Consider the following 25768-nt stretch of genomic DNA (forward strand, 5'->3'; position numbering starts at 1 on the left):
GCATGTGGTAGGCGACGATTTGCCTTGCAGCATCTTCGCTGCAAGGCAAAATGTAACCGCGCGCCGGGTCAACGGGAAGCATGGCCTTCACCGGCAAACTCTCAAATCAGCGGCCGAAATTAAAAGGAATGTTTACAGCTGGTTCTTAAGTCGTGGTATTGAAACGGTTCAATCTATGCAAGGCTGGAGTTGTTACTTATGATTTTGGAAAACCAACCCCCCTATGTCGCCATCGCCCATGTTGTTCTGGAAACGACTCAAATGGCCGAATCGGGCAAATTTGTTCGTGCTATAGGCATGCGCCCAATTTCTGAAGGGTCGATGGTCAGTGTTTACGAAGTGCGAGGCGGTACCCATCTTATTTTGATGCAAAAAGAGAGCGTGACCCCCGGTGATGCGCCCTTTGATCTCATGGTCGATGACCTGCAGCATGCACACAAACAATTCACCGCATTGGGGCTTGCCCCGTCGGCCATCGAGGCGCGGCCAGCAATTGACCACGAAGTCTTCTATATTCTAGACTCGGTAGGGCATAAATTTACGGTCTTTTCCAGTCATGTTTCGGGTAGGCCGGTTTAAGAAAATTAAAGAGGTTTTGAGCGGCTTGCAAGCTAAGGCCCGCATTGCCCCGACCCGTCTTCGGTGGCACTACGGCACCGCAGTGTAGCGACCCCCTAAATCACCGGACACCTTATCCTGCTCCTAAGACATAGGAGTAGTGATATGAATAATGATAGTACTAAGGCTAAGGTAGAGTTAGTCACAACCGTCCAGCGGCGGCGCAGATGGTCGGTCGCGGAGAAACTGGAGATTCTGGTAGAGGCCGAACAGCCCGGTATGAGCATGTCGTATGTGGCCCGAAAACATGGAATCGCAGCGACGCAGATTTTCAAATGGAAAAAGCTGAAAGAGGCTGGCGCTCTGACGGCTGTTGGCAGCGAAGAGGAAGTATTGCCCGTATCGCAGGTCAGGCAGCTCCAAGAGCGCATCCGTCGGCTGGAGAGCATTTTGGGTCGTAAGACGGAAGAAGTTGAAATCCTCAAGGAAGCCGTGCGTATTGGACGCGAAAAAAAACTGATCTCGCACAAGCCATTGCGCGGCATCGAGGGTTTCGAGTGAGCCATGTAGCGGATGTATTGCGTGTCTCACGGTCCAACCTCTATGAAAGTTTGAAATCCTCACAACGGGGGCGCAAGACCGACCTGACGGTAGATGAGCGAGTACTGCCGGAAATCCGACGGATCTGCGACGAAAGACCGACATACGGTTATAGACGCGTGACAGCAATGCTCAACAAAACCCTTGAAAAACAAGGCTTTTCACGCGTGAATAAGAAGCGCGTCTACCGATTGATGAAGGTGCACCAGTTGCTGCTGCAAAAAGTTGCAAGCCGTCGCACCCTTGTGCATGATGGCAGAATCATCACGGCGAAAAGTGACGTGCGCTGGTGCATGGATATATTTGGCGTGCTTACCTGGGATGGCACTCACGTCTGGGTGGCGTTTGTTCTGGATTGCCACGATCGGCAAGTCATCAATCACTTTAGCAGCACCGTCGGCATCGACGGTCTGAACATTCGCGACATGCTGCTCGGTGCAGTCGAAGAGCGCTTTGGCAAGGCTGAATGCCCACACACCATTCAACTGCTCAGTGATAATGGCCCACAATTCACGAGCCGTGAAACGGTTCATTTTGCATCTTCCATCGGCTTTCAAGTCTGCACGACGCCTGCCTATAGCCCTGAAAGCAACGGTATGGCCGAAGCATTTGTGAAAACATTCAAGCGCGATTACGTTTACATAAATCGCCTTGAATCCGCGTGGAAAGTAATGCCGCAGATTTCAGACTGGATGCATGACTACAACCATCATGCGCCCCATAAAGGCTTGAAGATGCGTTCGCCGGTTGAATACAGGAACCTAATGGCAGCAGGTTAAGCTGTCCGGTTTTCGGGGGTCACTGCAGTACCTATTAGCCAGTGTCTTAAGCAGATTCTTTATCGATATTCTAACTTCTTGCTTAGTCAATAGATAGAGGCTCAATAATCCTAAATAGAATGCTATGGCGATTTCACGGTTATTTACTGCCTGAATTAGAGCGGAGAGCATGTAATTAGTTTAGGGCAATTTCGGCCAACGTTGATTTTACGCTGACGTTTTGACTTGCTGGGTCTTCGCAGCAAGTCAAAATGTGGTTGAAACGACTCGCGGCTAGGCGCGAAAACACACCTCCCAGTATGCGCGTCGTCCGCTATCTTTGGCGCGAAAACCCAAGCACGCGAGCAGCGACGGCAACGCAGCGCGTAAAATTTGCTGTGCGATGGCCAAGGCTAGGGTAGCCACGGCCACTTCATAGCAGAAAGAATGGAGATCTTAATCTTAGATAAGTCTAGTGTTTGTTTTTTTGCCTTATGCTCGTCTGCCAGAGTGTTTGTGATGATTATTTCACAGAATTCCTGAAGAGTCTTCTTTGCATCCAGACATGAATCGAGTTGTGCCGCAAAGGCAAGTCCTAAGAGAAAAGTGACAACAATAACGCGGCTTAGTGATGTAGACGACCAATTACAGGCTACCGTTTCTATAACGATAATGATGGCAATGAATGTTCCAATGGTGTTCGCTGCCGAGCTATTCAAAATATTCGAGAGACTTTGAGTTCTCGCCGTTGCGCCCTTAATCCTGGGTGAAGATTCTGATCTCTCGAACCAGATAGAACTTACAATTATCCATGCAGTTTTCCGCCTCTTAATGCACTTCTCTTTTTTCATGCGCAAGATTAGAGAGCATTTTTCGATATAATGCAATTTACTTAACTTTAAGACAAAACGCGAATAATCAATCAGAAACAACGCAGGGAAACGGAAGAAAACTGTGAAAAGATACCCAAGTGCGATAGCCGTAAAGGTTCCGAGAATTAATGCTACCGCGGCGTTAAGAAAATGTGGATTTTTCGCTACGGATGAATCCAAGGTTTTATGAACAGAGTCAGGGAATAAAATTGCGAGTGAAAGACCCAATTCGAAAATAAATACGGCACCAGGCAAAATATATCTAAAAAAACTGTAAATATCATTCACAAGTTGTTTACCTTTGCCTTGGCTTTCGCACGACGCGGAATTTACCTCTCGCTTGGTGACGTTTCTGTCATTATTTTAACCTGTAAAGCCTATTTGCCTCACCAAACGTGCCCGGAGCGCCTACCCGCACCCGGCAAAAACAAGCTCCCGCTTGGCCGGGCGCACGGCATCCGGGGCGCGTAGGGCCGCGACCCGTCTCCGGGTCTCTGTCTTCAGAGCACGCGACCCAACGCAGTGGTCGCGCGCGCAGCAAGTAAAACTTGTTGTGTGAAGGTTCGCCTGTTAGACCCACTGCATTTTGAGTTTTTTCTTGTGCGCAGCACAGTCTTTCAAGTACAGATTAATCAGGCTCTGATACGGGATATTGTTACTCGCCCCAATAGTCTTGAAATAATCTATAGTTTCAGGGTCTAAGCGAATAGTAATCTGTTTCTTTAATCGTTTTGCATACGGATTCTTAATGCCCTTAGAAAAATCGTAGTTATCCCTCATATTGACTCCTATATTGATCTTTTTCTTTCTTGTTCGCCTTCCGGGCCGAAATCAAGCGGATTACATTACCCTTGTCTTTGTAGCAATGACTGACTATGCATATTCCCGTAGTAGCGGACGTGCCGATCAGAATAAACCGTTCTTCACCTATCGAGTGGTCCGGGTCAGGTATCAATAGACCGAAATCATCATAAAATACCGTCTGAGCCTCTTCGAATGAGACCTTATGCTTTCTCAAGTTTTCCGCACTTTTGTGCGGGTCCCATTCAAAATGCAACAAAGCAATCCCAGTATAATTATAATGTAACTACACGGCAATTAAATTTCTTCAGAGTTCCGTATTCTTCATCGTGGCTAAACGATTTTTCTAAGTGAGAATTTGGGGGTACGTTGGCGAACATTCACACTACTCCAATTACCTACCACCCCCCGCAGCCTAAGCCTCTTGCCACAACTCAATCTTATTGCCTTCAGGGTCATACACCCACGCAAACTTGCCATAAGACTCATCCATGCGCTTCTCGTCGATGCGCACGTTTTTCGCTGTCAGCTCTGCTAAGAACGCGTCGAGGTCTTTGACGCGAAAGTTGATCATGGTCTGCTGCGTTGCCGGGTAATAGTCAGAGTTTTTCTTGAATGCAGAGAAGACGAGCATGCCACCGCCGGCTTGCCACGGCGTGTGATCGGCGGCCGGGGTGATGCCAAAGGTGTTTTGGTACCAGGCGTTCAGCGCGTCGGGGTCTTCGGCGCGAAAGAAGATGCCGCCGATGCCGAGAATCTGCGCACTCATATGCCACCGCAGGCTTTGCGTTGCGCGAATTCCACGCACTTTTGCCTGAGGCCGGGCAGGCGAATTTCATAATCTGCTTCGCACATGATCGCCGCGCCTTCACCTTCGCAGCTTTCGGCGACGAGTTTTTTGGCGGCGTTCAGAGTTTTCTGCATGCGCTGCGTTTCTTCTGACACGACAATCTTCGGTGCGTCGGGTTTGCATTCCATTAAATAGACGCGCGGGTCGGCGTTGCGGCAGATTTCGAGTGCGCGACCGAGCGCGCCGTCTTTCGCGTTCTTTGCGGCGCGGGCGCGCAGCTCTTTCGCGGGGCTCGTTGCGGGTATTCCCGCGGCGCTGCCGAGTGAAAAGATCAGCATGGTATTGTCGTCGGCAAAATGGCTCTCACGAATTTTCGAAGTTGCAAACTTTGTATCGGTCGAGCTGCATGAGAAGAGCAGGGTAGAAGTCAAAAAGAGTAACAAGTATCGCATGATTTAAAAATCCTCATTGGCCTGCGCTGTCAATTTCGAATCTTGTAGCAAGCGTCGGATTAATTTCCGAAAAATCGAAAAGCCTCGTCGTTTACTTGCGCAAACGACTGCTAAAGCGCGTCGCCGCCTGGCGAGCAGGCGGCTTAGCTGCTTTCCGATTTTTCGGATCCGACGCCTGCCGTCAGTTTCCCCCTGGGAAACTGTTGGTCGTTTTGAAGAAAGTTTATTAAACTGAAGATGTGAAAAGCGCGCGAAAAATACATCACATCCTGAAGGGCCAAGAGACTTCTGACGGTGCCGGCGTGAAGCTGCGCCGCTACATTGGCACACGCGACCTCATGGCGCACGACCCGTTTCTGATGCTCGACGCGTTTTACAGCGACGACCCCGATTCATACCTTGCGGGTTTTCCGAATCACCCGCACCGCGGCTTCGAGACGGTGACGTACCTCATTCAGGGCAAAATGGAGCATAACGATTCGCGTGGCAACCGTGGGCTACTCGAACCCGGCGGCGCGCAGTTCATGCGTGCGGGCTCAGGCATCATTCATTCTGAAATGCCGCGGCAAGAAAACGGCATGATGTGGGGCTACCAGCTGTGGGTGAATCTGCCCGGCAGTCTCAAGATGTCTGAGCCGCACTACCAAGATCTTCAAAAGGGGGATATACCCCTTGTGCAAACCGGCGCGTATGAGGCGAAAATTCTCTCTGGTACCCTTGAAGGCGTCACGGGTGGCGCAAAAGGTTTTTACGAAATTGACTACTTCGACATTGAAGTCAAAGACGGACAGAGCGCAGAGATACCAGTCGCTGCCGACAAGTCCGCATTCGTGATCGTCGTCGCAGGCACAGGCGATGTTGCGGGCGAGAAAGTGGTGCGCGGCGATTTGCCGATTCTGACGAGCGGCGACAGCATTGAGCTCAAAGGCGGCGAAAACTTTCGCGTGATCGTCGTCGCCGGTGCACCGATCAAAGAACCCGTCGCACGCTATGGGCCATTCGTCATGAACACCGCCGAAGAGATTCAGCAGGCGTTCGAAGACTACCAGGCGGGTAAGTTTTCGAAGGCGAGCTAGAACCAATAAAAGAGAATTCGATGATTGCCCGTATCGGCCACGTATATACCACCATTGCCGATCGCGACCCCTTGCGGGACATGTAGCGTTTGGGCTGTCGTCGTCGTGTTGCTCGTCGTTGTCGTGGTAAAGCCAGACTGCCCGTAAACGCGGCTCGCCGTTGTCGATGCGCCAGCGTAATAGACAACCCGACTAAAACCAGTATCGGCGATATAGACTCCAGTTGCATCTAGCGCAATGCCCCGGGCCTGAAACAGCGTTGTCGCGCTGGGTATAGGTGTGATGGCACTCGAGGTGAAGCTGCCATTCTGGCCATAGACACGTGATGCCGTAGTCGATGTGCCGGCAAAATAGAGAACCCGAAAGTTAAAGAGATCGACCACGTAGACTCCGCCCGCATCGGCAGCTACACTCAGTGGACCATACAGGCTGTTGGCCGACACGCCTCCGTTATTGAGCGTAGCGGATGTAAAGCTTCCTGCCTGGCCATACACACGGCTGGCTGTCGTCGACACACCCGTGTAGTAAAGGACACGATGGTTTCCGTAATCCGAAATATAGACACCAGCCGGGTCTACCGCGACGCCAGAACAGCCGAATAGGCCATCGCCGTTGATGCCGGTCTTATTGGAATTGCGTGTCGAAAAGCTTCCCGTTTGTCCATAGACACGTGTCGCGGTCGTAGAGCTGCCGCTATAGTAGAGAACTCGGTGGTTTCCGTTATCTACAATATAAACACCCGAAGCATCGACTGCAACAGCAATCGGCGCGCTGAGGCTATCTGCTGAGACGCCGCCGTTGTTCGCCACGTTAGAATAGAAATTGCCTGCCTGACCATAGACTCGCGTTGGCGTTGTCGAATTACCCGCAAAGTAAAGCACGCGGTTGTTGAAACTATCGGCGACATAAATTCCGCTGCTGTCGGCAGCGAGGCTGTAAGGCGTATTTAGGCTTCCAAGGCCGGCTGGGTTTGCGCTGGTACCAGTAAAATTATCGGTCTGCCCAAACACGCGAGTTGCGGTGGTCGATGTGCCGGAGTAAAATAGGGCGCGGTTGCTGCTTGCATCTGCAATAAAAACACCGCCAGCAACCAGAGCGATTCCCTTAGGCTCATATAAACCGTCGGCGCTCGCCAGCGTCGCATTGCCGAACCCGCTGAAGCTACCATTCTGGCCATACACCCGCGTCGCCGTCGTCGAAGTACCTGAATAGTAGAGCACGCGCCAGTTTACCGAATCTGATATGTAGACGCCACCCGCATCGACCGCCACCCGAGATGGGCCCCAAAGGCTGTTAGCAGATGAGCCGCCATTGTTGATCGTGCTCGTCGTGAAGCTGCCCGCCTGACCATAAACCCGCGTTGCGGTTGTGGATGTACCAGAGTAATAGAGCACCCGGTTATTGCCTGAGTCGGCTATATAGACTCCCGTCGCATCGACCGCCACCCCAGTGGGATAATTCAGGCTGTCTGCAGAGATGCCACCGTTATTCAGCGTATTCGTTGTGAAACTACCCGCCTGACCATAGACCCTGGTCGCCGTCGTCGATGTGCCTGCAAAATATAACACCCGATGGTTTGCCGAATCGGCAAAATAGATGCCGCCAGCATCAATGGCGATCGCGCCGACGCCGCTGAGGCTCGTCGCGGAGACACCACCGTTATTTACTGTATTCGATGTAAAGCTGCCGTGCTGACCATACACACGACTTGCAATCGTCGATGTGCCGGAGTAATAGAGAACTCGGCCTGCAGCACCAACGTAGACTCCCCCGGCATCGATAGCGATGCTCAAAGGGAAGGCGAGACTCTCTGCGGTGACACCGCCTTTACTTGCGGTGTTCGTGTTGAAGCTGCCGCCCTGGCCATAGACACGCGTTGCCGTTGTTGAGGTGCCCGCATAATACAAAACACGGTGGTTACCGTTATCGACGATATATGTGCCAACGCCGTCGTTGGCGATGTCGGTTGGCCCTTTCAGGCTATTCGCCGTTACGCCATCAGAATTGGCTAGGGTTGTTGTAAAGTTACCGCTTTGCCCGTAGACGCGGCTGGCTGCGGGGGCGGTGCTGCCAGTAGTTGAATTATTTGCCGAGCCGGCTCCGCTACCAGAATCACTCCCGCCGCCTGATCCGCAATCAGAGAGTAAAGGTAATGCCATTATGGCTATTGTGATGCGCACGATCGGTAATATACGTATGAGCATGAGACTTTGCGATTCGGGTATTACACTGCGTAAAGACGAAAAAAATCTTAGTGGGTAATCGCTCACTGTGTAGCGGGTATTGAATAAGAGTTGAGCACTGCAGTTACCAACGACCCGGGTTAGTCTGTTTTCCCATCTTCTTTCGGTAGGCCTTAAAGTATGGCGGCCCGACGGCTGGGGCAAAAAAGTTTAAGCAAATGGCTGCCTACAAAGACGACCAGCTACAGATGCCAGATAACGTTGATGCTGCCGAAACAGACTGGAAATGTTGATTCAGCAATACGACGTCTGCCTGGTTAAAAAACTGGCCCGAATCAGCGTCGATGCGATTTCACGAAACACGGCTCTATGATTGGCTCGCTTTGCGCAGCCTCACCGCGGGCCTCAAATCAGGCGAAGTGCGCGCGATACGCACGACGAACGGTATTCAACTGACGTTCTTCACCATCTTATTGCTTTTGGTGCCGCAGATTCTGCTCTTCGAACCTCCAGAGACGCATTTTTTCTCGATGGTAATGTTCATCGAAATTGTCGGCTTCTTCATCGTGGCGCGTGTATTTCTGTACAAACGCTTTTTTGCGACCGGTGGCGCGCTGACCCTGATTGGCTTTAACATCCACATCATTGGTCTATGCATTGCCTATGCCGACGACCCGGCGCATTCGATTTTCTTGCTGTTAGCTCTGCTGCCCTTTCTGGCGATTCCGCCTGACTATGCGAAAACGCGCTGGTCACTCGTGGCGCTGCCGCTCATCGCCAATTTCGCCGACCAGTATTATTACCGGGTGATCGGTGGCGCTGCCATTTTTGGGCCGCCCAAGTGGGTCGTGCCCGGTGATTACCTGATGCCGCCGCTTGTGATCGTCACGATGTTCTTTATCATCACGATAAACTCATTCTTCAAGGCCGTCTCTTTGGCTGAGAAGCTTCTCGCCGCCGAACACGCTGCCTCTGAAAAACTGTTGTTGAACATTTTGCCCACAGAGATTGCTGCCGAGCTTAAAGGCAAGGGCAGTAGCGAGCCACGTTACTATGCGTCGACGACTGTCTGCTTTACGGATTTCGAAGGTTTCACACAAATCGCCGAATCGATGTCACCAGCCGAGCTTGTCGGTGAACTCGATCGCTGCTTTTCATACTTCGACAGCCTCATGGAAAGATACAAACTCGAAAAACTAAAGACGATCGGCGATAGCTACATGTTTGCAGGCGGCATACCGGTTGAAAACCGCACGCACGCAGTCGATTGCGTCATGGTAGCGCTCGAGATTCAGGCATTCATGAACCAAATGAAAGATATCAAAAGTGCGCAAGGCCTGCCTTACTGGCAACTGCGGCTCGGCATTCATTCGGGTAATCTCGTCGCCGGCGTTATCGGTAGTGCGGCCACCACATCCATGTGGCCGCATACTCTGCGGACATCTATGTCCGCGGAGCGAGAAAAAATTTGCCTACGATGTCTGGGGCGACACGGTGAATACCGCAAGCCGCTGCGAATCATCGGGCGTTCCCGGCGAAATTAACATCTCGAAAGACACCTATGAACTCGTGAGGGACTTCTTCGAGTGTGAATACCGCGGTGCAACCCCTGCCAAGAACAAGGGCACAATCGACATGTATTTCGTGCGGGGTCTCAAGACTGAACTGCAGCGCGAAAACCAGCCGCGTGTGCCGAACGAAGAATTTCAGCGGCGCTATGCGCGGCTATAAAAACTTCGCCGCAAATTCTTCGGCCGTTACCGGTGGGCTCGTGAGATAACCCTGGTACGTATCGCACCCCTCAGCAAGCAGAAATTGGCGCTGCGCTTTCTGGCAGATCGCGCACAAAACTCTGGTCGATCTTCATCTTGTTCACAGAGAAGCGCTGCAGGTAAGACAGAGAGGAATAGCCTGTGCCAAAATCGTCGATCGCGATGCGAACTCCCGAACTATGCAGTTCGCGTATGACCTCGATGCCTTCTTCGCTCTTTTGCATAATGTCTGACTCGGTAATTTCGACTTCGACGCGATCAGCCGCGACACCCGATTCGCGCAAGATGTGGCTAAAACGCTCGTACCAGTCGTGGCTTTGAAACTGGCGCACCGAAAAATTCACAGCCATCGTTTTAAAAGTCGCCTGGTTTGCTGCCCATGTTCTGGCCACAGCGAGCGCGGTGCGCGCCACGAAGTCGCCGACCTGCACAATAAGGCCGGTAGACTCAGCCACAGGTATAAAGTCAGCGGGCGAAATCTCTTCGCCCTCGGCAGTGCGCCAGCGGCAAAGCGCCTCTGCGCCGACAATTGCGCCCGAGGCAATGTCGACGATTGGTTGGTATTTGACATAGAGTTCGCCCCGCTCGAGGGCGCGGCGCAGCGCCGCTTCGAGGGCCAGTCGTTTGCGGGCGGCATCAGTCAGCGACTGCGTGTAGAACCTGAACGTGTTGCGTCCTTCTGATTTGGCAAGATACATGGCGGCGTCGGCATTGCGAATAAGCTCATGCGGATTTTCACCGTCTTGCGGGTAGATGCTGATGCCGATGCTGCCCCCGCTATAGATTTCATGCTCACTCGCCAGCTCAAAGGGTGCAGACAGGTTGCTTAAAAGGTCACGCGCAACCAGCGCGGCATGCTCGGCAGATTCGATGTCTTCAAGTAGCACGATGAATTCGTCGCCTCCGAGACGCGCAATCGTGTCTTCGGCCCGAAGGCGTGCTTTCAGGCGCATCGCAACCGCTGCCAGAAGTTCGTCGCCGGCGACGTGGCCCAGGCTGTCGTTGACATTTTTAAAATGGTCGAGATCCATGAAAAGAACGGCGACCATGCGGCGGTGGCGACCTGCCGAGGCGACTGCGTGCGCGAGACGGTTAGTCACCATCAATCGGTTGGGCAGACCTGTCAAAACGTCGTAGTGCGCGAGGCGCTCAAAACTCTCTTCGCTGTCTTTCAGCTTGCTGATGTCAGAGAAGACGCCGACGTAATATTCGGGTTTGCCATCGGCGTTATAGATAGTGTCGATCGTGCTGATCTGCGGATATATCTCACCGTTCTTGCGGCGGTTGTAGAGTTCGCCCTGCCACCTGCCTTTTGACTTGATCTCGCGCCACATCGCCGCGTAGAAGTCGCGGTCTTGCCTGCCCGATTGCAGAATCGAAGGGTTCTTGCCGACGACTTCGTCGGCGCTGTAGCCCGTGATGTCGCAATAAGCCTGGTTGACAGAAACAATTTTTGGTTCGAGCGTCGTGATAACAACCCCGTCACGGGTGTGGCTGATAACCGCCGCATCGAGGCGCATGCGCTTTTCACTTTCGATGCGGTCTGTGATATCTTCGACCATGCAAATATGCACGCGCCGGTCTTCATGGTAATGGCTAAGCTTCGCGATCGTCATATTTACCCAGACAACACCTCCAGAACCTGTGAGGTAGCGCTTCACCATATTGAAGCCTTTGCGTTTGCCTGACACGATTTCGTCCATGAACGCCTGGTCGCCGGCGATGTCTTCGGGGTGGGTAAAGTCTTTCCAGGTGAGGCGCATCAGTTCGGCCTCGTCGCGGCCCGCTATTTCGCAGAATTTGCCGTTCGCCGACAATACCTGCGCCGTATCTGAGTCGATGACCGCAATGCCCAATGGTGCCTCGGCGAAGAGCGCACGCAGGCGATCCTCACGTTCGACGCGATCGGTAATATCTTCGACAAGTGCCAAGTGTACGTTTTCTGCCGCCCGGTAGTGGCGCAGGCTTCTCACGGTCAGGCGCGCCCAGATGATCGTCTTGTCAGGGCGGATAAACCGCTTTTCCATGACATACCCCGATAGGCGGCCACTCATAATTTCACGATTCTTGGCCTCGTTTGCTTCAATATCTTCAGGGTAAGTAAAACTCTGCCAGATGGTACTGCGTAGCTCGGCATCGCTGCGCGCGAGCAGCGTGCAGAACGCCGGGTTTGTCGAAATTATTTTTCCCGTTTCGGTGCTGACAATCGCGATACCGAGCGGGGATTCTGAGATGATTGCCTGCAGGCTTTCGTTACGTTCTTGCGTTGCGAGTTTTATTTCGCGCTCGGCGGTAATGTCGCGGTGCAGACCGATCATGCGCAGAGGTTCACCCGTCTTGCTGCGTTCAATGATGCTACCGCGATCGAGAATCCAGCGGTAGCTGCCGTCTTTACAGAGCATGCGGTGCTCACATTCGTAAACTGCCGATTCGCCACGAAAGTGCGCTGCTATTGCTTCTTTTGCTGCCGCCAGATCTTCGGGGTGAACGCGCGTCTGCCAGGCGTCGAGGGTTGTGCCCCACTCAGCAAGTGTGTAGCCCAGCATCGACGCGATCGTCTCTGAAAAATACACTTCGTCGGTCTTGAGATTCCAGTCCCACAGACCTTCACCGCTGGCTTCAACCGCAAATTGCCACCTTTTGGTGCTGATCTCAAGATCTTTTGCCAGCTTCTCTTTTTCTGCCTTATTCGCCAGGTTTTGCAGTGCGAAACTGATGTCGCCGGCGAGCTGCTGGTAGAGTCGTTGAACCGCCTCGGTGAAATACCCCGCGACTGGTGAATACAGAGTCCAGACGGCGGTTACCTGCCCGTCAACCTTCAGCGGAAACGCAGCCGAAGAGCGAAAACCGTTTGAGAGCGCCCTGGCGCGCCACGGGGCCATGGAGTCGTCTGTCGCAATATCTGTCGACCAGTATGCTTTTCCCATGCGCGCCGCAAGCCCCGAAGGCCCGCGCCCCGTCGGTGTATCGTCGAGCGTGACATTCAAGCCATCGAGGTAACCGATTTTATCGCCCGAACTGCAGGCGAGGTCGAGTCGGTTCGCGGCCCGGTCTACACGGCCTATCCAGACGAGCGAAAAATTGCCGCTGCTCAGCGGAATAGCGCAGGCCTCTTGATAAATTTCTGCAACAGAGCCCTGATTCACGATCAGCTTGTTCACCTGCCAGAGCACCGCATAAGCATGGTTCAGGTGTTCGAGCTCTTGCCGTGCTATTTCTGCCTGCGTCACGTCACGGCCCATGCCCGACACGCCGACGATATTGCCATGCTCGTCGCGCAGGGCAACGTTGCTCACTTCGATATAGATGATCTTGCCCGATTTATGAATCCAGCGAAGTTTGAAGGGTTTGCCCTCATTGCCCGGTTCTATGAGGCTATCGAGCAAAGGTCTGTCTTCGGGGTGTACGATCTTGTAGCTCAGCTCGGCATCGCGGTAATGGTCTTGCTGAGAATAACCCGTAATGCTCAGCACCGATGGGCTCACATAGGTGAATCTGCGTTCTGGTTGCCGTTGAAAAGTATAGACGAGATCAGAAGTGCGTTCAGCCACCTGGTGCAGCTGGCTTTCGGCCGCGCTGAGTTTGAGTTGGTAGCGATGTTCTAATTTTAGCTCGCGCCAGGCGGCGAGAAAAATAACAATGGTGGATATAGCGACGAACAGCAGGCCTTTTGCTGTTTGCAGTGACTGCACCCTGTCGACGTCAGGAAAATACCGGTTTACAATCCAATCAGAGGCGATGATCCAGATGGCCCCGAAAACCAAATAGACGCATGAGACGCGTAACGCTTTTTTTAGCATGAGTTTGTATTCTCGCTAATCAATGGGTCGCCAACATGAAGAACATGGCGCGGCAGAACCCTGTACCGTCAATTGCTTGACATAGTGAAATCTAACCCCACGCAGATTTACATGGTTGATAAGATACCGAACGAGAAGCGCCGGCACCTGCGTGCGCGCGTCAGTCTTTTCGCCGATTGCAGCGCTCAGCTCGATCAGCCACTGCTCGCCGAAGCTTTGGTTGAAGACATATCGGCCGGTGGCCTGCGCATTCAAATGGCAGGTGAGGCCCATGGCGATATTTTTACCATGAATTCGCCGGTTCGCGGCGAAATTTTGAGCGACAACCCTGCGCTGCAGATGCAGTTTGCAGGCAAGATTGCGTGGCGATCGGCTGAAAAGGCGCAGGGCTCTGAGATATTGAAGCTCGGTATCGCCTTTGACGAAGGCGTCGTGTTGTCCGAAATGCTGCAATCGCTCAAACCTGCGCGTGGGGCGGGTTCATGAGCGACAATTCAGCGCCTGCGACCCAGGTTTCGACCCCTGAAATATTTGACCCGTTTTTTCTCGAATCGCTGCATAAACACTGGACCGATTCTCATTTTGCGTTAGGCGTTGAAATTATCGATGCGCAGCATCTATGGTTGGTAGCCCTCGTTTTCAGAATGGAGTCGGTGCTGCTCACGAAGCACTCCGAGCAGCGGGCCGGCAAACTGGTTGCATACGCGCGCGAACTGGTACGGTTTCTGCGCAGCCACCTCGAGCTTGAAGACCGGGTCATGAAGGCGGCAGAGATTCCCCGGCATGAAGAAATAGCGCTTGACCATGCCGATTTTCTCAGTCGCCTCACGGCCGCGCTGAATCTCGACAAGGCCGGCAATATACAAAACGGCGAAAGTTTTGTGAACCTGATAAAACTCTGGTTAGACAAACACATTAAAAGAGACGATCCGCAATGGAAGGTTTATCTCAGCAAACACCACTTTAACCCGGTTGACTTTGTCGGCGCAGTGGTGACCGATATCACCGCAGAACACGAATCGATACACATGCAGCTCTACAGGCAGTTGCTCGTCGCGCAAGAAGTGATTCCTGGCATTCGCAAGGCGATACTCGACGACCTCTTTCAACTTTGGAAACGCTTCGAGGTGCGCACGAATATACCGCTCATTGACATGCAGCATCTCTGGCTGTTCAAAATGGTCGTCGAGATGGAAAGTATGCTGCATATTTCATTTGCCGAGCGCAGAACGCACCTTGAGCGCGTGTTGGCCGACCTGCTTGACTACGTTGACATACACTTCAATTGCGAAGAATGGTTGATGGCAAAGCTCGGCTACCCCGAAGAAAAAGCCCACCACAGGCTGCACGAAGACTTTCGCCGCACCGTGCAGAAACTGAAACAAGAATACGACGCCGGCAATCACCATTCGCTGTCGAGCCTTGTGACTTTGCTGAGGCAATGGCTCTTGACCCATATCGTCATCGAAGACAGCAAATATGCCCGCGTGTTCGCCCATGACACGCAGGCGACGATCAATATTTCGCGCCTGCTCATTCGCGAAAAAGAAATCTCGATTCCCCGAGACCAGACCCTGATTTATACGTATATCACCGCCCGCATGCGGGCCAGCGGCGCGTAATCACCGGCCTGACTGTCGCTAGTTGTTGCTGCCGGCAAAATCTGCTCGCGACTGAATTTCAGGTCCCACAAAAAGTCCGGTACGGCTCAGCGGCCGGGGGTGCGGGTGAGCGGTAAGCCAGGTTCGCTTCAGTCTCGACAAATGGATTTTTGAGCGCTTCGAGTAGCGACTCCATGACCGAAAGATCACCTGCACTCACGGCGGCCGCGAGTGCTTCTTCCACCTTGTGGTTGCGCGGTATGACTGCCGGATTGACTGCGCGCATGTTCGTGAGTGCTTCAGCCGGTGATATGCTCTGCCGTTTTACGCGCGCCCACCATCTGCCAGCCCACGCGGTGAATTCTGCCGCGGCGAAGAGTGCCTCAGTGCCGGGTAGGGTGTTGGCTTCGGTGCCATGATTTTCGGCTGATACCGCTGCTCTGCCGCTTAAGCGTCGAAACGTATTCGTATAGTCCGCGGTGTGTTGCTGCATCAGTGTCAACAGATCTGTCACGAGACCTACATCCGCCTCTTCATGGTTCACGAGGCCCAGTTTCGCCTGCATACCGTGTGAGTAGTGGTGGTTAAAGCGTTCGTTGAAGCGCGCGAGCGCCTGCTGGCCGATTGCAATCGCCTGCTGTTCATCGTCGGCAAAGAGCGAGAGCAGCGTTTCGGCGAAGCGCGCCAGGTTCCAGGCAGCGATACGCGGCTGGTTGCCGAACGCGTAACGGCCGTGCTGGTCGATCGAGCTGAAAACCGTCGCGGGGTCGAACGCGTCCATGAACGCGCACGGGCCATAGTCGATCGTCTCACCCGAGAGCGCCATGTTGTCGGTGTTCATCACGCCGTGAATGAACCCGGCGCACTGCCAGCGCGCGATCAGTTGCGCCTGCCGTTCGGCGACCGCGTCGAAGAAGGCGACGTAGCGGTCTTCACGCGGGCCGATTTCAGGGTAGTGTCGCGCGATGGTATAGTCGGCCAGCGCCTGTAAAATTTCAGGTTTTCCCTCTTGGCTTGCGATAGCCGCGGCCGGCGCACCGAGCGCGTCCGTGCGCGCGCCGGCCCCTGCCCATCCCTGAGCCGCGGCAAATTCAAAAGTTCCCACGCGAATATGGCTCGCCGCGACGCGCGTCAGCACTGCGCCGGGAAGAACGTTTTCGCGGTACACGGGTTCACCTGTCACCACCACGGCTAGGCTGCGTGTCGTGGGTATGCCGAGTGCAAACATTGCCTCGCTCATAATGTATTCGCGCAGCATCGGGCCCAGCGCCGCGCGGCCGTCGCCGCGGCGCGAATAGGGTGTCTTGCCCGGGCCCTTAAGTTGAATATCCCAGCGGCGGGCCCAGCGCAGCGATGTGTCTGGCGCGCCACTGGCGGGGGGTAACCGCTCACCTTTGACCACATGTTCGCCGAGCAGAATCGCGCGGCCGTCGCCCAGCATCGTGAAATGCCCGAACTGGTGGCCGGCATAAGCCTGCGCGATCGGAGTTGCACCTTCGGGCAAAACATTGCCGCCAAATACCAGCGCAGACTCAGCTTGCCCGAGCAGTTCGGCGTTCAGACCCAGTTCAAGCGCGAGTTCGCGGTTGAACACCACGAGCTGCGGCAGCGCCACGGGGGTGGGTGCCACCGGGGTGTAAAAAATTTCCGGCAGGTTCAGGTAACTGGTGTCGAAGTTCCAATTTGCCGTTTGGCTTTCGTCTGGGGGTGTATGAGTTATAGGCACGTTGCTGTGAAGTTAAGCAGCTGCTGCGCCTGCGGCGAAATATATTCTGCTCCATGGCAGGCAATCTGAAGACCTAAGACGCCGACTAGTGCGCCATGGGGCCGAGCCATACCGCGAAAAACCTTACGCCATTTTCAGAGACTGAGTACCACAGCGAGGATTGACGAATCGATGTGTTTATCGAATCGAAAATGAAAATGTGGTTCGCCTGAAACTTTTGACCTGTGGTAGGCCAGAATTGTGCCTTTGAAAACGAAGTCAGATTTATTGATAAGCACAATCGCCGGGCCAAGGTCCAGCGCGCTCGGACCCGTGAAGCAGAGGCCCCCCTGGCCAATGTCGAGGGTCTCACCGGCGTGCGAATCGGCACCCACCGAAAGTGTAATGTCTTTCGTGGCTTTGATTCGAATGAACGCCCTTTGGTCTGCCTTCAAGCTGTCGCAACCTGTCTGGTAAACGGCCTGAAGTAGATCAGGTTCCAGACTGCAGACAGTACCGCAATCGCAGTAACTGTCGTGAGAATCTCCCAGCGATGTGAGACCTGCGCGACGAATGCGACTGTCAATACGAGCCGCGCGAGCTCTGACGGCAATAACCAGCGTTTCGATTCGAGAATGCCGGCCCAGTTGATGATACTGTGCCACAAGAGTATAGCTCCCACCCATTTCATTTCATAAGACAGTGGGGATTTCGGTGAGATCACAAACAGCATCAGTACGGCAGTCAGTATCGCATGCACCACGAGGTAGGTCTTGGCACCGTCAAACATGACGCTTTGGTAGCGTTTCTGGTTCTGCACGGTGATTTCGGGCGGCAGCGGCTTCTTGCCTTCTGGTGACCAGCTGAGCGGCATGAACCAGATGCGCAGCTTGTTGAAGAGGCCCGGCGCTTTCAGCATTTCCCTGAAAATCACGGCGTAGTAGTGAAAGTTGATCTTGATCGGGTTAAACGACTGCGGGTGGTTGTACATGCCGTAGACGATCTTCTCGCGCTCTTCGGCAAAGGTGCCGAACATCCTGTCCCAGATGATCAAGAACTCACCGAAATTCTTATCGAGGTACTGGTAGTTGGCGCCATGGTGCACGCGGTGGTGCGACGGCGTGGTGAAGATGAACTCGATCGGCCGCCACAATTTAGGAATAAATTCTGTGTGGTGCAAGAAAGAAATGAAGAGGTGCAGTGCGGTCATCGTATAGATGTCGAAAGGCGTGAAACCCACGAGGGTCAGCGGCCAAAAAAAGAAAAAAGAGAATAGGCGCTGCGTCACGCTCGCACGCAGTGCGACGAAAAAATTCATTTCTTCGGCCGAGTGGTGCGGCGAATGTGCCGCCCACATGATCTTCATCTCGTGGCCCCAGCGGTGCACCCAGTAAAAGATGAAATCGACGCCGAGCAGCAGCAGAATGAAGTTCACTGGTGTCATTTCGAGTGGACCGGCGACACGGTAGTTGGCGTGTAGCCAGCCATAAACTTCGTACACACCCGCTGCCACGAGCAGGTTGGTGGTCTGGTTACCCAGGGCTGTGCCGAAATTGGCGACAGCCTCCTGGAAGTTGATGTATTTGCGCTTGAAGGCGAAGCAGGCCGCGATCTCGAGCAGCACAAAGAAGATCGCGATCGGGGTCAGCAGCGCGTAGACGTTCATGGCAGGCTCATATCAGGCGTACTGGCAGATCACACCGCCCATCAGGGCGATTGTCACCAGCCAGTAACCCGAATGGATAAAGATGTATTTGAAGCCTCTGCGCTCGAACAGCGCGTTGATGCTGATGAGCGGAAAAGCAAAGAAAATCGAGAACAGCACGCCGTGAAAGACGCCGTGTTTGAAGGTGCGGTAGTTCTGACCGTAGTCGCGCATAAAGTTTTCGAGCATCGTCTGCACCGGCGAGCCTGGTACGCCGAACCCCGGTGTTTTCACGAGTATCGAATACACATGACCCTGGTGAATGACGATTGAAATAATCGCGAGACCTATCAGAAACGAAAACACGAAAACCAGAAAGAAAATGAGCGCCATGTTCGCACCTTTGAGTTTCTCTTCTGTCAGACCCGCGGCGTTCATCCATGCGGTGCCGAGAACTTTAGGGTGGTACCAGACAAAACCCACGGCCAGGGGTATCAGAGCGGCGAGTGCAATCATTGCAAGGTTGGGCATCATAGTCGGGCATGCTGCGCCTTCAACTCATGCCATGTCAACACATTGACGGTCGGTTTCGCCGCCGCACTGCGACAGATATGGCGCAGAGCAAAATGGGCCGCTTCGTCGATCTGCTGCGGCTCAGCTTTCCGCTCATTCTGCTCATTGCCCTGGCAATTTCATGGAAGTTTCTCGACCCAGCGATTATTGACGCAATCAGCAACGGCGTTCGCAATATTCCAAATACGCCATTCGCTATTTTCTGGGTAGTGCTTGTCTATTGCGTTCTGAGTATTTTTGTTTTTCCCATCAGCATTCTGCTCTATGGCACGATTCTCACGTTCGGATTGTATCCGGGAGTTGTCTATTGCTTTGCCGGCACGATGTCTGCTTCTGTTCTGAATTACTATTTCGGCGCCTGGTTTAGCCAGAAGCAGGTATTTCGCTTTCTGGAACACCGCAAACTCTCTGACCTTAAAGAAGCTTTGCAGAGCCCGAGCCTTGCGACGATCATGATCATTCGGCTGACTCCCGTCGCGCCCTTCACCGTTGAGAATTATCTCGCGGGCGCAGTGGGAGTTAAACCCGGCCTCTACATTTTGGGCACGTTTCTCGGCCTTACCCCGGGAATTCTCTGCATCGGCCTCATCACCACCGCGCTCAGCCCTTACGTCAAAAATCCCGTCTATTACATTCCGATCTATTTCGGTATGTCGAGTGTGCTGCTCTTCTGCATTGTCCTCGGCAAGAAGGTCGCGGCGGCCTGCACCAGATATCGCCTTCAGAAGAGAATCGGCTCCATAGTCTATTCGCGGCTTGACCAAATCAAGGGTGTCGATCTATACTTTCAAGACCAGCAGCGGCTGGCCTCGTATATTTCGCAGGTGAGTTATGGCGTCGATCAACAGAGTTTTTTCGTCAAGGTCGGCGGCCCGCACGGCTCAGATGCGCTGCTGCTTTTTCAGAAGATTACCGTGACGCCGAAAGAACTGCTGGGTTATGTCAAGGCCAGAGGTTCGCTCGGTAAGAGCGTCGTGCGCAAGATTATCGCATTTTTCGTGCAAAACCGCCGCATCACGATTCTGGTGAATGGCTGTCCGAACCTGACGGGCGATTTTCGCTTTGTCTCAAAGCCAGACGATCTCGATGAAGCCGACGCACTGGTTGCCGCTCTCAGAAAACTCAAAAATGTCATCGATTTCGACGCCGTGATCGTGAAAGATATTAATCCGCCACTTAGAAAAAAGCCAGCCGAATTCAAGAAGTTTCAGGTCGATCCGAATATGGTGGTACAGAATACGTGGCCAACGGTTGAGGCATACGTTGCCGCTATGCGCACGAAATACCGGCAGCGCTACCAGAGCACGATGAAAAAAAGCGCGGCGATTTCCATGCAGAAGCTGAACCTGACGCAAATCGCCGAGCACAAGGCCGAGATCAACGGCCTGCTGTCGCAGGTCGTGAAGCAAGACAAGTTTAATCTTGAACGTATACCCGAAGACTACTTCATGCGCCTCGCAGGCATGCCGCAGTTTTCGCTCTACGGTTATTTCTTGCATGACCGGCTTGTTGGTTTTCGCAGCTCGCTCGATGCTGCAGACAGGTTGATCGCGCACTATGTCGGTTTCGCAGCAGACGTGAACGCCGAGCAGAAGCTGTACCAGCGCATGCTCTATGATTTTGTTGCCGAGGGTATCGAAAAAAAACTACCTGCAATCCATTTGGGTCGCACGGCACTCGAAATCAAGTCAACCGTGGGCGCCGATCGCGAAGATTACCTGCTGCTCTTCCATTCAGATAACTGGTTCTATCGCACGATCGGCAACTACTATGTCGGCAGACTGGCAGCGACCGAATTCGAAGCGCGTTCGCCGTTTCGGGACGAGTGACTATTCGTTAAACGAACTGCCCACCAACTCACCCGCCGCATTGTAGGTAAACCTTAGGGCAAAGGGCGCGTGCGGCTTTTTTATACCAAACATTTTGACCATGCGCGCGGGTGCCGAAAATTGCATGTCGTGTATCTCGACGATGTGGTTGTTGTCTTGCACGAACGAATGCACGAGAGGGTGGTGCGCAAACCCCAGATACCACACCGCCTGCGCATGCCGGCGGGTACGATCGACAAAAGCGTCGGCCGCGTGGCGCAGGTCTTCAAACATAAGCCGGTCATCGAAGAGGCTGAACTCTGCACGGAGCACGCCGCTCTTCGTCTGCACCAGGCCACCCCAATCGAAAATACTCAGAGGTAGGGGTAGCGCAGAAATCTTCTCGAACTCGATACGGTTTTCACTGACGGCACGGCGTACCCGTGCATGCGCATATTGCTGTAAACCAAATGTGCCAACGAGGTACGCGACCATAAAGAACAATCCGAGCCTGTGCCAGAATCTTTGGCGGCTGGCATCGTATCTGCCCAGCAAAATGAAAGCGAGCAACCCGAACGTAAAATACAGATCGACGATAAACTGCGAGCTCAATGTGAAACGGTGGTTCGATAACGGTGCAAGCAGCATCGTACCATAGGGCGTGACCAGGTCAGAAAAAATGTGGATATAGATTCCCAAGAGGGCCGTAAACCACAGCAGGCGAAAGTCTTTCACTTTGCTGAACCGGTAAAAGACTGCGGCGGGTATTACCGCAAAGAGTGGCGCCGCCAGCACCGAGTGGGTAATCCACCTGTGGGTTTTGATGGTCAGAATCGGATCGCGAAAAACCGCCATTACCACATCGAGATCGGGAAAATTCACGCTTGCGACGAGCAGCCAAAAGATCGTGCGCTTTGTGCCGGTGTCGCCGGCCGAAGGTGGGGTGCGCACGAATTTTGCGGCGATTGCCGCCGTCATGGAATGTGTCAGGTTATCCATGAGTGCCTGCGCGCAGTTTCAACATCGTAGCAGCCGCGTACTCAGTTCTCTGCGGTAAAGTCGGTTTTGGTCAGAGGTGACCAGGGTGACCACGCGGGAACTCGCGAAGCATAACACACAAGGCGCATTTTCTTGGCGATGCGAATTGCGATGCCGCCAAGGGCGGCTAATCAGCGCAAATTCGGGCGGTTTTGCGCCCCTCGCATAGCGAATCGCCTCGATTCGCGGAGGAATTTGCTTTGATTAGCAGTTCGCATGGGCAAGAAAATGCGCGTCAGCGAGTTCCCGCCTGGTCACCAGGCGGTAGCTGCCGAAGCGGCAAAAGACCCCATTTCGGTCGCGGTACCGGCCGCGCCCGAAAATAACCTATCTACTGATAGATAAAAATTTGCCGCAGCGTGCATGCTGGTGTATACTATCTATCAGTAGATAGATAACCGGAGGACACAATGCCAACAACGCTCACAACCCCGATTCCCATGAACGAAGATGAACGCCTGAGCGCGCTCAGGCGGTACGATATTCTCGACAGCGAAAAAGAGCAGCTGTTCGACGACCTGACAAGGCTTGCCGCCGATATTACCGGCACACCCGTAAGCCTCATTACCCTCGTCGACAAAGACAGAGTATGGATTAAGTCGAATGTCGGTTTCGACGCTCCTGAAACACCACGCGAAGGCGCCTTCTGCGCGCACACGATCATGACCGAAGATGGTATGGTCGTGAGCGACGTCAGTCTCGATGCCCGTTTTCAGAACGGCGTGGTCGATGCTGAAAAGAGCGTACGGTTTTACGCGGGTACTCCGCTGAAAACCCGTGACGGCTACAATCTCGGCACACTGTGCGTGGTCGATACCAAGCCGCGGGAAATTTCAGAAGATGCTCTTGCCCGACTCAAGATGCTTGCGCGACAGGCGATGGCGCAGATTGAGCTCAGGCATAATCTGGGCGCGCTTGCGAAAACTACCCGCAAGGCAATATCACTCGAGAATCTCATGAAAAGGTATACATCGCGCAGCGTCTGGGAGCGCGCCGACCTGACCGTCGAAAATGGGCGGTTAGATATTCACGATGAGGAGGTTTTTGCGACATATCTCTTTCTCGACGTCGTCGGTTTCACGCGTTTCAGTGAAGAACTGGGCTCTTCGGCAACTGTTGAGCTGCTCAACGCCTATTTTAGGCCCATCGTCGATGTCGTCTTTGCGAACGGCGGAGACATCGATAAGTTTGTCGGTGATCAGCTTTTCTGTCTGTTTCAAGACGGCGCGCAGGCCGTTGCCACGGCCCTCAAGATTCGCGCCATGCTCGAAGAACTCAATCAAGAGCGCGCAGTCAGGGGCGACGTGACGCTAAACGTCACCATGGGGCTACATTCAGGGCAGGCAATTCGCGCGAACGTTGGCGGTGATGACCGCAGAGACAATACGCTGATCGGTAACGCCGTCAACATTGCAGCGCGGTTGCAGAAGGCATGCCGCCCCGGTGGCATTCTCATCAGCCAGACGCTATTTGAGAGCGTTCAGCCACATGCCAAGAGCGAGCAGCAGGTTCGTTTACGGCTCAAGAATCTTACAGAAACTGTGCTGGCGCATTATATCGATGCGCCCTAACGTATGGGAAAAAAAACAGAAATTCTGACCCTGGCCAACCGCGAGCTGCAAGAAAAAGGTGTCTCAAGCCTTAGTTTTCGCGAGCTCGCGGCGAAGCTGGGCATCAAGTCGTCGAGTGTGCATTATTATTTTGCCCATAAAGATGACCTGATTGAAGCTGTTGCCGACCAATATGGCAAGAGTATGTTTGCTGCGATCGAGGCCGACACGGCAAAGCTGAAGCCGGGCAAGGCGCGCCTCTTGAAGCTGTTCGACCTTATCGAGTCGAATCTCGAAAACCGCCATTGCACGGCAGGCATTCTTGCCGCCGAATCTTCACAGATTTCAGACGAAGCCAAAGCGCTCGTGGCTCGGTTCTTTGTCGACCTCAGCGAATGGCTTCGCCGTCAGCTGGTGGCACTGGGCAAATCTGAAAAGCAATCGCAGGTGCTCGCCACCGTAATTCTTTCATCCATCGAAGGTTGTCTGATGATGGACAGCCTGAACAACAAACCTGACTACCTGCGCGATTTGCGCGAGTTTGTCAAATCGCTCTGAGATTATTTTGCAAGGCCGCTCTTCCCTCTACAGAATAGCTGCAGTCGCCACTCTGCTCCTGGTGGTTATTGGCTACATCTACCAAAAATACCGCATTGCGCCGGGCATTGAGTTTGCACAACTCGAAGCGTACAATGCGCGGGGCGAAAGAGTGAAGGTATGGCAGAAATCAAGCCGCGGCACAGTCGTCGTGTTTTTTGCCAGTTGGTGTCATGACTGTGAGCGTGAACTGCCGAAGCTGCAACGTGTTTTGCAGGGGCAACTCAAGGGCGTAGATGTGGTAGCGCTCACTGACGAAGGTATCACGACAATGGTCCAATACCGTGACGCGATGAAATTCAATTTCAGGTTCTATTCACTACCGAAAGATTTTGGACATTACGGCATACATGCGATACCGACAATCTATTTACTGAATGCGCAGGGCGAAACCGTTTTCACCAAGGTCGGCGATGTCGACTGGAACTCGCCAGAGCTTTCGCGTCAACTCGAGTAACCTCGCCTGCGGCGTAACTAAGCCAAATCTGCCGCCCGTTATTGCAGCAGCACCTGCGTCTCGGCCTTCTGCTCACCATTGACAGCAACGACGATGCGGTGCGCACCGGCATAGTGCTTTCGCGTCGTAAAATTCTGAAAACGGTGCTTCTTGCTGAAGTTGTGGCGCGAGCCCTTTTCAAATTCGCGTTCGGTAATCTGGAATACTTTCTTCGAAGTGCTACCACCTGCTTTGACGAAGAAGACCCAGTACTCGAGCCGCAGACGCTCGGCAGCGGCCACAACCGCAGAGAACTCGATGCGCACTGCATCGCCGATTTTGATTTTGGCAGGCGAAACCTTTAGATCGCGAATTTGCGTTTTGGTTTTTGTCGCCAAGGCGAATAATTTGAGTGCGCGCGGGTTGCCTTTCTTGAGTTCGTTGCGCAGCGCATGCCGCACGAGTGCGTCAACTTCAGCCGATGACCCTGCCCATCGCTCCGCGGTTTTCAGCGCGACCTCGAGGTTGTCTTTCGAAATATCGTTCAGGTTATTCGCCACGCTGCGGCGTACATATTCGGAAGTGTCGGATTTCAGATTTTCCAGAATCTTGAGCACTGGCCGCGGGTCTTTCTTAAATTCAGGCAATGCCATCGCCCAGGGCAAACGCGGCCGGCAACCTTCTGAAGCCAGCCGCCGCACATGCTCGCTCTTATGCTTCGACCATTGCAGCATCACCTGCATCATCTCTTGCGGATAGCGCACGATAAACGGCCTGACCGCAAATTCAGAACTGCACGCAGCCGTGAACACTTCGAGCGCCCTGACAGAAGTTTTGAAATCCTCCAAACCAAAACGCTCGACAAAGTCGGGAAAGATCATGTCACCGAATGAATTGGTGCCTTCTTTGATCCTCTGCTGCACGATGGGTGTCAGCAAGCGGATAGAACTTTTGTAATCATGGTTGAGAGCTGCGTGCAGGCAGTCGGCGACGTGGTGCATGCGGTCTTTGAGCTCGCGGTTTTTCCATTTGCGGTCGAGTACCTGCCTTGTGAATGCGGCCGCGTCAAAATCTGGCGCAGCGGTTTTTACATCGGCTGCGAGCGTGGTAATGTATGTCTTGCTGAAGAACTGGTCTTTGAGGGGTTGCATCA

General features: G+C 53.5%; 23 protein-coding genes and 1 pseudogene. 11 read left to right on the plus strand and 13 right to left on the minus strand.

What is annotated here, in order from left to right; all coding sequences use genetic code 11:
- Nucleotides 1-198: 198 nt before the first annotated feature.
- Nucleotides 199-579 (plus strand): VOC family protein, encoded by a 381-nt coding sequence (locus TURPA_RS08410; protein ID WP_014802874.1) that lies wholly within the window; start codon nucleotides 199-201, stop codon nucleotides 577-579.
- A 144-nt stretch (nucleotides 580-723) separates the two neighbouring features.
- Nucleotides 724-1975, plus strand: a pseudogene (locus TURPA_RS08420) (IS3 family transposase).
- Between the two features lie 354 nt (nucleotides 1976-2329).
- Here the strand turns inward: TURPA_RS08420 and TURPA_RS08425 are convergent.
- From TURPA_RS08425 to TURPA_RS08445, 5 genes are all read right to left on the minus strand, one after another.
- A complete protein-coding gene (locus TURPA_RS08425) occupies nucleotides 2330-3076 on the minus strand; it encodes a hypothetical protein (RefSeq protein ID WP_014802876.1) in 747 nt (248 codons plus the stop codon).
- Between the two features lie 282 nt (nucleotides 3077-3358).
- Nucleotides 3359-3568 (minus strand): BrnA antitoxin family protein, encoded by a 210-nt coding sequence (locus TURPA_RS08430; RefSeq protein ID WP_014802877.1) that lies wholly within the window; start codon nucleotides 3566-3568, stop codon nucleotides 3359-3361.
- Nucleotides 3558-3848: a BrnT family toxin gene (locus TURPA_RS08435; RefSeq protein ID WP_014802878.1), complete on the minus strand. Its 291-nt coding sequence runs from the start codon at nucleotides 3846-3848 to the stop codon at nucleotides 3558-3560. Before TURPA_RS08435 ends, TURPA_RS08430 begins: the two co-directional genes overlap by 11 nt.
- Before the next feature lie 156 nt (nucleotides 3849-4004).
- Nucleotides 4005-4358, minus strand: a complete 354-nt coding sequence (locus tag TURPA_RS08440) for a VOC family protein (protein WP_014802879.1) — start codon at nucleotides 4356-4358, stop codon at nucleotides 4005-4007.
- On the minus strand, nucleotides 4355-4831 hold the full coding sequence (locus tag TURPA_RS08445; protein WP_014802880.1) for a hypothetical protein: 477 nt from the start codon (nucleotides 4829-4831) through the stop codon (nucleotides 4355-4357). Before TURPA_RS08445 ends, TURPA_RS08440 begins: the two co-directional genes overlap by 4 nt.
- Nucleotides 4832-5133: 302 nt before the next feature.
- Here TURPA_RS08445 and TURPA_RS08450 point away from each other — a divergent pair, with 302 nt between their 5' ends.
- Complete coding sequence (locus tag TURPA_RS08450; RefSeq protein ID WP_245536817.1) at nucleotides 5134-5907, plus strand: pirin family protein; 774 nt, start codon at nucleotides 5134-5136, stop codon at nucleotides 5905-5907.
- Here the strand turns inward: TURPA_RS08450 and TURPA_RS21635 are convergent.
- The gene (locus tag TURPA_RS21635; protein WP_014802882.1) at nucleotides 5904-8111 is read right to left on the minus strand and encodes an NHL repeat-containing protein; all 2208 of its coding nucleotides are present in this window, start codon (nucleotides 8109-8111) and stop codon (nucleotides 5904-5906) included. The two genes, TURPA_RS08450 and TURPA_RS21635, sit on opposite strands and share 4 nt — an antisense overlap.
- Before the next feature lie 323 nt (nucleotides 8112-8434).
- Between TURPA_RS21635 and TURPA_RS08460 the strand changes: the two genes are divergently transcribed.
- Together TURPA_RS08460 and TURPA_RS24205 are read left to right on the plus strand one after the other, a co-directional pair.
- A complete protein-coding gene (locus tag TURPA_RS08460; RefSeq protein WP_342612464.1) occupies nucleotides 8435-9634 on the plus strand; it encodes an adenylate/guanylate cyclase domain-containing protein in 1200 nt (399 codons plus the stop codon).
- On the plus strand, nucleotides 9519-9821 hold the full coding sequence (locus tag TURPA_RS24205) for an adenylate/guanylate cyclase domain-containing protein (protein ID WP_342612521.1): 303 nt from the start codon (nucleotides 9519-9521) through the stop codon (nucleotides 9819-9821). Before TURPA_RS08460 ends, TURPA_RS24205 begins: the two co-directional genes overlap by 116 nt.
- A gap of 70 nt (nucleotides 9822-9891) precedes the next feature.
- Here TURPA_RS24205 and TURPA_RS21640 read toward each other — a convergent pair whose 3' ends face one another.
- A complete protein-coding gene (locus TURPA_RS21640) occupies nucleotides 9892-13662 on the minus strand; it encodes a bifunctional diguanylate cyclase/phosphodiesterase (RefSeq protein ID WP_014802883.1) in 3771 nt (1256 codons plus the stop codon).
- 111 nt (nucleotides 13663-13773) lie between these two features.
- Here TURPA_RS21640 and TURPA_RS08470 point away from each other — a divergent pair, with 111 nt between their 5' ends.
- Together TURPA_RS08470 and TURPA_RS08475 are read left to right on the plus strand one after the other, a co-directional pair.
- On the plus strand, nucleotides 13774-14148 hold the full coding sequence (locus TURPA_RS08470; protein ID WP_014802884.1) for a PilZ domain-containing protein: 375 nt from the start codon (nucleotides 13774-13776) through the stop codon (nucleotides 14146-14148).
- On the plus strand, nucleotides 14145-15284 hold the full coding sequence (locus tag TURPA_RS08475) for a bacteriohemerythrin (protein WP_014802885.1): 1140 nt from the start codon (nucleotides 14145-14147) through the stop codon (nucleotides 15282-15284). Before TURPA_RS08470 ends, TURPA_RS08475 begins: the two co-directional genes overlap by 4 nt.
- Nucleotides 15285-15342: 58 nt before the next feature.
- Here the strand turns inward: TURPA_RS08475 and TURPA_RS08480 are convergent, their stop codons facing one another.
- The 4 genes from TURPA_RS08480 to TURPA_RS08495 form a co-directional block, all read right to left on the minus strand.
- Nucleotides 15343-16989, minus strand: coding sequence for a protein adenylyltransferase SelO (locus tag TURPA_RS08480; protein ID WP_014802886.1), 1647 nt, complete (start codon nucleotides 16987-16989; stop codon nucleotides 15343-15345).
- A 134-nt stretch (nucleotides 16990-17123) separates the two neighbouring features.
- Entirely contained in the window at nucleotides 17124-17423 is a 300-nt protein-coding gene (locus TURPA_RS08485; RefSeq protein ID WP_014802887.1) for a PilZ domain-containing protein, read from the minus strand.
- On the minus strand, nucleotides 17420-18634 hold the full coding sequence (locus tag TURPA_RS08490; RefSeq protein WP_014802888.1) for a sterol desaturase family protein: 1215 nt from the start codon (nucleotides 18632-18634) through the stop codon (nucleotides 17420-17422). Before TURPA_RS08490 ends, TURPA_RS08485 begins: the two co-directional genes overlap by 4 nt.
- A gap of 12 nt (nucleotides 18635-18646) precedes the next feature.
- Nucleotides 18647-19147 carry a DUF1761 domain-containing protein gene (locus tag TURPA_RS08495; protein WP_014802889.1) on the minus strand — a complete coding sequence of 167 codons (501 nt, stop codon included), beginning with the start codon at nucleotides 19145-19147 and terminating at the stop codon, nucleotides 18647-18649.
- 77 nt (nucleotides 19148-19224) lie between these two features.
- On the opposite strand from TURPA_RS08495, the gene TURPA_RS08500 reads away from it, so the two are divergent.
- Nucleotides 19225-21015 (plus strand): TVP38/TMEM64 family protein, encoded by a 1791-nt coding sequence (locus tag TURPA_RS08500; protein WP_014802890.1) that lies wholly within the window; start codon nucleotides 19225-19227, stop codon nucleotides 21013-21015.
- Here TURPA_RS08500 and TURPA_RS08505 read toward each other — a convergent pair whose 3' ends face one another.
- Nucleotides 21016-21993, minus strand: coding sequence for a metal-dependent hydrolase (locus TURPA_RS08505; RefSeq protein WP_014802891.1), 978 nt, complete (start codon nucleotides 21991-21993; stop codon nucleotides 21016-21018). It lies immediately after the preceding gene.
- A 449-nt stretch (nucleotides 21994-22442) separates the two neighbouring features.
- On the opposite strand from TURPA_RS08505, the gene TURPA_RS21645 reads away from it, so the two are divergent.
- The 3 genes from TURPA_RS21645 (at nucleotide 22443) to TURPA_RS08520 (ending at nucleotide 24636) form a co-directional block, all read left to right on the plus strand.
- Nucleotides 22443-23603: an adenylate/guanylate cyclase domain-containing protein gene (locus TURPA_RS21645; protein WP_014802892.1), complete on the plus strand. Its 1161-nt coding sequence runs from the start codon at nucleotides 22443-22445 to the stop codon at nucleotides 23601-23603.
- 3 nt (nucleotides 23604-23606) lie between these two features.
- The gene (locus tag TURPA_RS08515) at nucleotides 23607-24140 is read left to right on the plus strand and encodes a TetR/AcrR family transcriptional regulator (protein ID WP_014802893.1); all 534 of its coding nucleotides are present in this window, start codon (nucleotides 23607-23609) and stop codon (nucleotides 24138-24140) included.
- 61 nt (nucleotides 24141-24201) lie between these two features.
- Entirely contained in the window at nucleotides 24202-24636 is a 435-nt protein-coding gene (locus TURPA_RS08520) for a TlpA family protein disulfide reductase (RefSeq protein ID WP_041948405.1), read from the plus strand.
- A gap of 38 nt (nucleotides 24637-24674) precedes the next feature.
- Here the strand turns inward: TURPA_RS08520 and TURPA_RS08525 are convergent, their stop codons facing one another.
- Complete coding sequence (locus TURPA_RS08525; RefSeq protein WP_014802895.1) at nucleotides 24675-25766, minus strand: DNA alkylation repair protein; 1092 nt, start codon at nucleotides 25764-25766, stop codon at nucleotides 24675-24677.
- Between the last annotated feature and the right edge of the window lie 2 nt (nucleotides 25767-25768).

The sequence above is a fragment of the Turneriella parva DSM 21527 genome, assembly GCF_000266885.1.
GTDB classification, from domain to species: Bacteria; Spirochaetota; Leptospiria; order Turneriellales; family Turneriellaceae; genus Turneriella; species Turneriella parva.

Coding starts and splice junctions, on each gene's coding strand:
- TURPA_RS08410 (WP_014802874.1), top strand. CDS start 199: ATGATTTTGGAAAACCAACCCCCCTATGTCGCCATCGCCCATGTTGTT.
- TURPA_RS08430 (WP_014802877.1), bottom strand. CDS start 3,568: ATGAGGGATAACTACGATTTTTCTAAGGGCATTAAGAATCCGTATGCA.
- TURPA_RS08440 (WP_014802879.1), bottom strand. CDS start 4,358: ATGAGTGCGCAGATTCTCGGCATCGGCGGCATCTTCTTTCGCGCCGAA.
- TURPA_RS08445 (WP_014802880.1), bottom strand. CDS start 4,831: ATGCGATACTTGTTACTCTTTTTGACTTCTACCCTGCTCTTCTCATGC.
- TURPA_RS21635 (WP_014802882.1), bottom strand. CDS start 8,111: ATGCTCATACGTATATTACCGATCGTGCGCATCACAATAGCCATAATG.
- TURPA_RS08460 (WP_342612464.1), top strand. CDS start 8,435: ATGCGATTTCACGAAACACGGCTCTATGATTGGCTCGCTTTGCGCAGC.
- TURPA_RS21640 (WP_014802883.1), bottom strand. CDS start 13,662: ATGCTAAAAAAAGCGTTACGCGTCTCATGCGTCTATTTGGTTTTCGGG.
- TURPA_RS08470 (WP_014802884.1), top strand. CDS start 13,774: ATGGTTGATAAGATACCGAACGAGAAGCGCCGGCACCTGCGTGCGCGC.
- TURPA_RS08475 (WP_014802885.1), top strand. CDS start 14,145: ATGAGCGACAATTCAGCGCCTGCGACCCAGGTTTCGACCCCTGAAATA.
- TURPA_RS08490 (WP_014802888.1), bottom strand. CDS start 18,634: ATGAACGTCTACGCGCTGCTGACCCCGATCGCGATCTTCTTTGTGCTG.
- TURPA_RS08495 (WP_014802889.1), bottom strand. CDS start 19,147: ATGATGCCCAACCTTGCAATGATTGCACTCGCCGCTCTGATACCCCTG.
- TURPA_RS08500 (WP_014802890.1), top strand. CDS start 19,225: ATGGCGCAGAGCAAAATGGGCCGCTTCGTCGATCTGCTGCGGCTCAGC.
- TURPA_RS08505 (WP_014802891.1), bottom strand. CDS start 21,993: ATGGATAACCTGACACATTCCATGACGGCGGCAATCGCCGCAAAATTC.
- TURPA_RS21645 (WP_014802892.1), top strand. CDS start 22,443: ATGCCAACAACGCTCACAACCCCGATTCCCATGAACGAAGATGAACGC.
- TURPA_RS08515 (WP_014802893.1), top strand. CDS start 23,607: ATGGGAAAAAAAACAGAAATTCTGACCCTGGCCAACCGCGAGCTGCAA.
- TURPA_RS08525 (WP_014802895.1), bottom strand. CDS start 25,766: ATGCAACCCCTCAAAGACCAGTTCTTCAGCAAGACATACATTACCACG.